Genomic DNA, 2,821 nt, shown 5'->3' on the forward strand with positions numbered 1-2,821 from the left:
GATCTCTCTTTCACGGTCTGCCGGCCGTGGGACGAGTGAGAAACCGTTGATGTAGGCGAAGGACATGCGAAAGGTCCGGCGTAGAGGGTAAGACCCCCGTAGTCGAAACGTCAGCGGCTCGTTTGAGAGACACCCAAGTAGCACGGGGCCCGAGAAATCCCGTGTGAATCTGGCGGGACCACCCGCTAAGCCTAAATATTCCCTGGTGACCGATAGCGGATAGTACCGTGAGGGAATGGTGAAAAGTACCGCGGGAGCGGAGTGAAATAGTACCTGAAACCGTGTGCCTACAAGCCGTGGGAGCGTCGGACAAGCACTTGTGTTTGTCTCGTGACTGCGTGCCTTTTGAAGAATGAGCCTGCGAGTTTGCGGTGTGTTGCGAGGTTAACCCGGGTGGGGTAGCCGTAGCGAAAGCGAGTCCGAACAGGGCGATTTTAGTAGCACGCTCAAGACCCGAAGCGGAGTGATCTAGCCATGGGCAGGTTGAAGCGGAGGTAAGACTTCGTGGAGGACCGAACCCACCAGGGTTGAAAACCTGGGGGATGACCTGTGGTTAGGGGTGAAAGGCCAATCAAACTCCGTGATAGCTGGTTCTCCCCGAAATGCATTTAGGTGCAGCGTCGTGTGTTTCTTGCCGGAGGTAGAGCACTGGATAGGCGATGGGCCCTACCGGGTTACTGACCTTAGCCAAACTCCGAATGCCGGTAAGTGAGAGCGCGGCAGTGAGACTGTGGGGGATAAGCTCCATGGTCGAGAGGGAAACAGCCCAGAGCATCGACTAAGGCCCCTAAGCGTACGCTAAGTGGGAAAGGATGTGGAGTCGCAGAGACAACCAGGAGGTTGGCTTAGAAGCAGCCACCCTTGAAAGAGTGCGTAATAGCTCACTGGTCTAGTGATTCCGCGCCGACAATGTAGCGGGGCTCAAGCGTACCGCCGAAGTCGTGTCATTGCAGCTATAGGGCCAACGCCTGCTGTGATGGGTAGGGGAGCGTCGTCTGCCGGGTGAAGCAGCCGTGTAAGCGAGTTGTGGACGGTTGACGAGTGAGAATGCAGGCATGAGTAGCGATACACACGTGGGAAACGTGTGCGCCGATTGACTAAGGGTTCCTGGGTCAAGCTGATCTGCCCAGGGTAAGTCGGGACCTAAGGCGAGGCCGACAGGCGTAGTCGATGGATAACCGGTTGATATTCCGGTACCCGCTGTGGAGCGTCAAACATCGAGCATCGTGATGCTAAGGCCGTGAAGCCGTTCCGGACCCTTCGGGGAATGGAAAGTGGTGGAGCCGCCGGCCCAAGCGGTTAGTAGGTGAGTGATGGGGTGACGCAGGAAGGTAGTCCATCCCGGGCGGTGGTTGTCCCGGGGTAAGGGTGTAGGCCGTGCGGTAGGTAAATCCGTCGCACATAAGGCTGAGACCTGATGCCGAGCCGATTGTGGTGAAGTGGATGATCCTATGCTGTCGAGAAAAGCCTCTAGCGAGTTTCATGGCGGCCCGTACCCTAAACCGACTCAGGTGGTCAGGTAGAGAATACCGAGGCGTTCGGGTGAACTATGGTTAAGGAACTCGGCAAAATGCCCCCGTAACTTCGGGAGAAGGGGGGCCACACCTGGTGATCGGATTTACTCCGTGAGCTGGGGGTGGCCGCAGAGACCAGCGAGAAGCGACTGTTTACTAAAAACACAGGTCCGTGCGAAGCCGTAAGGCGATGTATACGGACTGACGCCTGCCCGGTGCTGGAACGTTAAGGGGACCGGTTAGCTCCATTTCGGTGGGGCGAAGCTGAGAACTTAAGCGCCAGTAAACGGCGGTGGTAACTATAACCATCCTAAGGTAGCGAAATTCCTTGTCGGGTAAGTTCCGACCTGCACGAATGGCGTAACGACTTCTCGACTGTCTCAACCATAGGCCCGGTGAAATTGCACTACGAGTAAAGATGCTCGTTTCGCGCAGCAGGACGGAAAGACCCCGGGACCTTTACTACAGTTTGATATTGGTGTTCGGTTCGGCTTGTGTAGGATAGCTGGGAGACTTTGAAGCGGCCACGCCAGTGGTTGTGGAGTCGTCGTTGAAATACCAGTCTGGTCGTGCTGGATGTCTAACCTGGGTCCGTGATCCGGATCAGGGACAGTGTCTGATGGGTAGTTTAACTGGGGCGGTTGCCTCCTAAAGGGTAACGGAGGCGCCCAAAGGTTCCCTCAGCCTGGTTGGCAATCAGGTGTTGAGTGTAAGTGCACAAGGGAGCTTGACTGTGAGACCGACGGGTCGAGCAGGGACGAAAGTCGGGACTAGTGATCCGGCGGTGGCTTGTGGAAGCGCCGTCGCTCAACGGATAAAAGGTACCCCGGGGATAACAGGCTGATCTTCCCCAAGAGTCCATATCGACGGGATGGTTTGGCACCTCGATGTCGGCTCGTCGCATCCTGGGGCTGGAGTCGGTCCCAAGGGTTGGGCTGTTCGCCCATTAAAGCGGTACGCGAGCTGGGTTTAGAACGTCGTGAGACAGTTCGGTCCCTATCCGCTGTGCGCGTAGGAGTCTTGAGAAGGGCTGTCCCTAGTACGAGAGGACCGGGACGGACGAACCTCTGGTGTGCCAGTTGTTCTGCCAAGGGCATGGCTGGTTGGCTACGTTCGGGAGGGATAACCGCTGAAAGCATCTAAGCGGGAAGCCTGCTTCGAGATGAGGGCTCCCACCTCCTTGAGAGGGTAAGGCTCCCAGTAGACGACTGGGTTGATAGGCCAGATATGGAAGCCTGGTAACGGGTGGAGTTGACTGGTACTAATAGGCCGAGGGCTTGTCCTCAGTTGCTCGCGTCCACTGTGTT

The 2,821-nt window shown here is 56.8% G+C and carries 1 rRNA gene (only partly in view); it reads left to right on the top strand.

From position 1 onward, the window contains the following. Nucleotides 1-2,799: ribosomal RNA gene (locus tag J7I94_RS05280) — 23S ribosomal RNA — on the top strand (it extends 322 nt beyond the left edge of the window). The last annotated feature ends 22 nt before the right edge of the window (nucleotides 2,800-2,821 follow it).

Source organism: Streptomyces sp. ISL-12 (genome assembly GCF_018614415.1).
GTDB lineage: Bacteria > Actinomycetota > Actinomycetes > Streptomycetales > Streptomycetaceae > Streptomyces.